Origin of the sequence: Vibrio sp. CCB-PB317 (assembly GCF_022808245.1) — a bacterium.
Classification (GTDB): Bacteria; Pseudomonadota; Gammaproteobacteria; order Enterobacterales; family Vibrionaceae; genus Vibrio; species Vibrio diabolicus.
Genome location: NZ_JALGNU010000009.1, coordinates 1 through 4,377, shown reverse-complemented (window position 1 = coordinate 4,377; position 4,377 = coordinate 1). Strand labels below are relative to the sequence as shown.

Annotated in this window: 6 protein-coding genes; all 6 read left to right on the top strand. The window is 40.1% G+C overall.

Translation table 11 applies throughout. The features are described from left to right. The first annotated feature begins 126 nt into the window (after positions 1 to 126). The 6 genes from MTR11_RS24140 (at position 127) to MTR11_RS23775 (ending at position 4,241) form a co-directional block, all read left to right on the top strand. Positions 127 to 261 (top strand): hypothetical protein, encoded by a 135-nt coding sequence (locus MTR11_RS24140; RefSeq protein ID WP_258656651.1) that lies wholly within the window; start codon positions 127 to 129, stop codon positions 259 to 261. Between the two features lie 382 nt (positions 262 to 643). Then, positions 644 to 1,282, top strand: a complete 639-nt coding sequence (locus MTR11_RS23815; protein WP_138954464.1) for a DJ-1/PfpI family protein — start codon at positions 644 to 646, stop codon at positions 1,280 to 1,282. 215 nt (positions 1,283 to 1,497) lie between these two features. Beyond that, the gene (locus MTR11_RS23805; RefSeq protein ID WP_413777602.1) at positions 1,498 to 1,890 is read left to right on the top strand and encodes an ankyrin repeat domain-containing protein; all 393 of its coding nucleotides are present in this window, start codon (positions 1,498 to 1,500) and stop codon (positions 1,888 to 1,890) included. Positions 1,891 to 2,583: 693 nt separating this feature from the next. Beyond that, the gene (locus MTR11_RS23795) at positions 2,584 to 2,946 is read left to right on the top strand and encodes a DUF2750 domain-containing protein (protein WP_243328509.1); all 363 of its coding nucleotides are present in this window, start codon (positions 2,584 to 2,586) and stop codon (positions 2,944 to 2,946) included. A 133-nt stretch (positions 2,947 to 3,079) separates the two neighbouring features. Then, the gene (locus MTR11_RS23785) at positions 3,080 to 3,730 is read left to right on the top strand and encodes a hypothetical protein (RefSeq protein ID WP_243328508.1); all 651 of its coding nucleotides are present in this window, start codon (positions 3,080 to 3,082) and stop codon (positions 3,728 to 3,730) included. Between the two features lie 166 nt (positions 3,731 to 3,896). After that, positions 3,897 to 4,241: a hypothetical protein gene (locus MTR11_RS23775; protein WP_243328507.1), complete on the top strand. Its 345-nt coding sequence runs from the start codon at positions 3,897 to 3,899 to the stop codon at positions 4,239 to 4,241. The last annotated feature ends 136 nt before the right edge of the window (positions 4,242 to 4,377 follow it).

The following is a 4,377-nucleotide window of genomic DNA, read 5'->3' as shown; positions in this document are numbered from 1 at the left end:
TGCAAGAGGAAAAACACGCCTATATCGCAAGATCTAGTGGTAAAAGCTTAAAGTCGAAATTGTCATATTGGCACTTAATTTCAGTGTTAACTTGCGTGGTGAAAATCCCAAATTGGAATCGTATCAATGGTTGATTTGTTCTTTGGTGCGGCGAGTTATGGGTTAACCAAGCTGTACTTTTTTGCTGAAACTCTGCTCGTTGAGTTTGTTGGTACAAAAATCGATTTACTCGCTGAGATGGCGTTTTCTCTGGTGTGGTAAGTTCATGTGGTTTCAGTGGCTTTGTTGAAAGTCCGCATTGTGAGATTGGTTTTCCAAAAACGCTTTTTGGTGTTGTTAGTTCGTTTTCTGTGGCGTTGTTTGTTCCACGTGGTTTCATTGAGTAGCCGCTTTGAGACTACGCCTGACTTAAATGCATCAAAGTACATAAAGTTTGTTGTTTGCAAAGTTTAAAATAACGTAAAATCAACGCTTTGGGTTTGCAAACTAACAAACTGCTCAAGAGGGATTCACAACGCGTGGCATTTTTACTATGCGTTGATTTTAGTGATTAAGGTGGTATGCAGTGGCTTCGGTATTGCGTTGCTCACCCCTTAGCAGGGCGTTATGCGATTCATGAGATCAGCGAAAGGAATAGAAATTTATGTACAACGTTGGCGTCGTTATATTTGATGATTTCACAGATGTAGACTTTTTTCTTATGTATGACTTGCTTGGGAGGACACCTGATAGTTGGACGGTCAGCATACTGGGAACTAAACCTGAACATCATTCTCACCTTGGTATGAAAGTTACAACAGACGGGCATATTTCAGAGGTAACAAACCAAGATGTCGTTCTTATCACTAGTGGTAAACGTGGTATTCCAGCAGCGATGAAAGATGCTGAATTTATGTCAGCGTTGAGCCTTGACCCAAACAAACAGCTAATTGGCTCGATATGTGCTGGTTCATTCATCCTTCATGAGCTCGGTTTACTAAAAGGTAAGCCATTGACAACCAATCCAGATGCTAAAGGTGTTCTACAAAAGATGGGAGGAGACGTTCAGGATCTGCCTCTAGTAGTAGAAGGTAACATAGCAACTGCAGGAGGTTGTCTTTCACTGATGTATCTCATTGGTTGGGTGGCAGAGCGGCTGTTTGACTCAAGCAAACGAAAAACTATTCAGAATCAATTAATTCCTGCCGGACAGTTAGAACTTTTTGAAGAGCTCATTAGCACAACTATTCAGTCAGCTGAGTTGAAAAATTCGCATAACAAAGCGTTTAAGAGTGATTCGTAACGCTTGGCATTTTTAATTTGCGTTGGTTTTGGTGTTTAAGGTGCAATGCAGAAACTTCGGCATTGCGTTACTCACACCTTAACGCGGCGTTAGGAGGGATTATTTTGAGGCGATTTTTACTAGCAGCTTTATCCATAGTGTTTTTGACAAGTGATTCAAGTTCTTGCAAAAGCAGAAACGACCCTAGTAGTCCTATAAATATTGCAATTTATCAGATGATTGAGGGAAAAAGCAGCTCGTATGCTAAACATTTGTTGAAGAAGGGAATGGACGTTAATACAGTCAATTCGTGTGGAGCGTCACTATTACTCATGGCGTCATTTCTTGGTGACCATGAACTGGTAAAAGCCTTACTATCAAGTGGTGCGCTCCCCAACATACAGAATTATGAAGGGAATAGCCCAGTTTTTGCATCTGCTAATTTCTCCAATAACAAAATATTAAAGCTACTTCTTGATAACGGAGGTGATCCCAATTTACTTCTTACTCAGGATTATGTTTACAACTCACCACTAATGATTGCTGCAATCAATGAGAATATTGAAGGTGTTAGGTTATTATTAGAAGCGGGAGCCGATTGTAATTACCGGAATCAATTGGGAAATTAAGCAAGATCAATTGGTGAGGCTTCATTAAATTTAGAGCTGAAAGCATTGCTTATGGCGTGCGAAAATCCCACCTAACAAACTGTTCAAGAGGGATTCGCAACGCGTGGCATTTTCACTATGCGTTGGTTTTAGTGTTTCAGGTGGTATGCTGCGGCTTTGGTATTGCGTTGCTCACCCCTTAACAGAGCGTTAGTTGCCAACGAGGAAAACGCAGCTTAAACAGAATGTTTAGAGTTAAAGTCAGTGTGTTTTCAGTGGGGTTTCGTACTTCAATTTTGAATCCTTCGGGTTTAATGAAAATCGTTCTTAGGTTTCTTTTGTGGTTGGATTTTCTGTTTCAGAAACCGATTTACTTGTTGAAAGTCAGCTTTGTAATATTGTCTTCTCAAAAGATATTTTGGGTATTGTTAGTCCGCTTTCTACGGCGTTTTGAGTTCTAAGTAGTTTCAGTGACAGGCGCTTTGGATCTGCGCCTGATTTTAGTTTTTCAACGTACGTAAAGCTAGTGTTGGCAAAGCGGCAATCAACTTCAAATCAAAGCTTTAGGTTTGGCAACTAACAAAGCATTCAAGAGGGATTCACAACGCTTGGCAGTTTTGGTTTGAATCAGCTTAAGCGTTTACGGCACAATGGCTTAGGTTAGGTGGTGGCGTTGTTCACCCCTTAATGCGGCGTTAGCTGCTTAGAGGAAAAATGATGATCCAAGATAAAGCTACATCAAGTTCCAATTACATAAGATTTATCGACAGAGTAATCGAAAATCGAACTGTTTGGGGACTTCAGCATCCTGATGGTGGTTGGGCAGTTTGTAATTCGAATCAGTGTCCAGACGCATTAGTTTATGTTTTTTGGTCAGATAGAGCATACGCAAGTCGGGTCGCAATTGGTGATTGGGAGTTGTATGTCACAAGTCCAATTAACCTAGATTCATTCGTTGATAATTGGCTAAAAGGTATTCATAGCGATGGACATCTTGTGGGTCTCAATTGGGATCCAAACCTGTGCGGTACAGAAGTTGTCGCAATTGATGTGGCAAAAATGTTGGTACGCAGCTAACAAACTGTTTAAGAGGGATTCACAACGCGTGGCATTTTTACTATGCGTTGGTTTTAGTGATTAAGGCGGTATGCGGTGGCATCGGTATTGCGTTGCTCACCCCTTAACAGAGCGTTATGAGTTAATGGTAACTATGAATATTTCTGAAGAAAACACCCTATCTTTATTTGGACTGTTGGGTATATCGTTAAACAAGATACCCGAGTCACAAAGTAAAACGCCTGACTTTGAGGCCACGTTGGATGGGAGTCGAATCCTAGTCGAAGTGAAGGAAATCCGTGAGAATCCGGACGAGAAAGAAGTATTAACTCGCTTTAATGAAAGCAACTTAGTATCAATGTCGGTTAACCTAGATGGAAAGCGATTTCAAAAAGCTGTTTCTGAAGCTAATCGACAATTAAAAGACTATTCGAATGCAAAAGATTTCTGCGTTGTAGCCATCGAAGATGTTCGAGAATTTGCAGTACGCTCTGAATCACCAATATTTGAACTTCACCAAGCTATGTATGGAGAATATGTTTCATGGCTAGGTATTGATGATCGAACTATCTGTATTGATAGTCATGGTAAATCTCGTGCCTTAAGTTACCAGAAAAACACTAGTATTTCGTGTGCTGTCTTAGTACTCGGTAGCAAATATCACACTCAAGTTTCTGCGGTCTGCATTCACAACAAGTTTGCAAAGAATCCATTTCCTGAGGGCATATTTGCTAAAGCTGGTTACCGAGAATATAAGTCAGAGCTTATTGGGCAAAGAGAACAATTGGTGGAAATTAACTCATAACAAATTGTTCAAGAGTGATTCGGCACGCGTGGCATTTTTACTATGCGTTGGTTTTAGTGGTTAAGGTGTTATGCGGGAGGTTCGGTATTGCGTGCCTCACACCTTAACAAGGCGTTATGTGTAGTCCAATATTTACAATATTTTAGTCACAAAATGGTTAAAAGAGATGAAACAGAGTTACTATAAAAAACAAATCACCAAAAATGTAGTAGATTGCATTAACTATACTTTGTTTGCTTTAGCTACGTATCTTCTTTGCTTCTTTCCCAAAGCATCAATCAAAGTTCCTTTCGTACTTAGTTTAGTCGAGTTCTATGAGCAATTTGCAATATGGGCATGGGTGGAGATTGTCGTATTCATTGGTTTTTTATCCCTTTCAATAATCAGTGTGCTAAAGGTAAAAGTAAGCTATCAATTGCTAAACAATCAGAAGAAACTTAATGCCATTGGGAAAGATATTGATGCAATTGAAAAGGATATTGATGCAGTTGATGAAAAGCTAAAAGGGTAACTTTTAGTAAACACATAACAAACAGTTCAAGTGGGATTCAGCACGCGTGGCATTTTTGGTATGCGTTGGTTTCGGTGTTGAAGTGCCATGCAGTAACATCGGTATTGCGTGCTTCACCCCTTAACTGGGCGTTATA

What these genes read in the sequence shown, in the direction of transcription:
- MTR11_RS23805 (WP_413777602.1), top strand. Translation starts at nt 1,498, where the DNA reads ATGATTGAGGGAAAAAGCAGCTCGTATGCTAAACATTTGTTGAAGAAG.
- MTR11_RS24140 (WP_258656651.1), top strand. Translation starts at nt 127, where the DNA reads ATGGTTGATTTGTTCTTTGGTGCGGCGAGTTATGGGTTAACCAAGCTG.
- MTR11_RS23785 (WP_243328508.1), top strand. Translation starts at nt 3,080, where the DNA reads ATGAATATTTCTGAAGAAAACACCCTATCTTTATTTGGACTGTTGGGT.
- MTR11_RS23815 (WP_138954464.1), top strand. Translation starts at nt 644, where the DNA reads ATGTACAACGTTGGCGTCGTTATATTTGATGATTTCACAGATGTAGAC.
- MTR11_RS23795 (WP_243328509.1), top strand. Translation starts at nt 2,584, where the DNA reads ATGATGATCCAAGATAAAGCTACATCAAGTTCCAATTACATAAGATTT.
- MTR11_RS23775 (WP_243328507.1), top strand. Translation starts at nt 3,897, where the DNA reads ATGAAACAGAGTTACTATAAAAAACAAATCACCAAAAATGTAGTAGAT.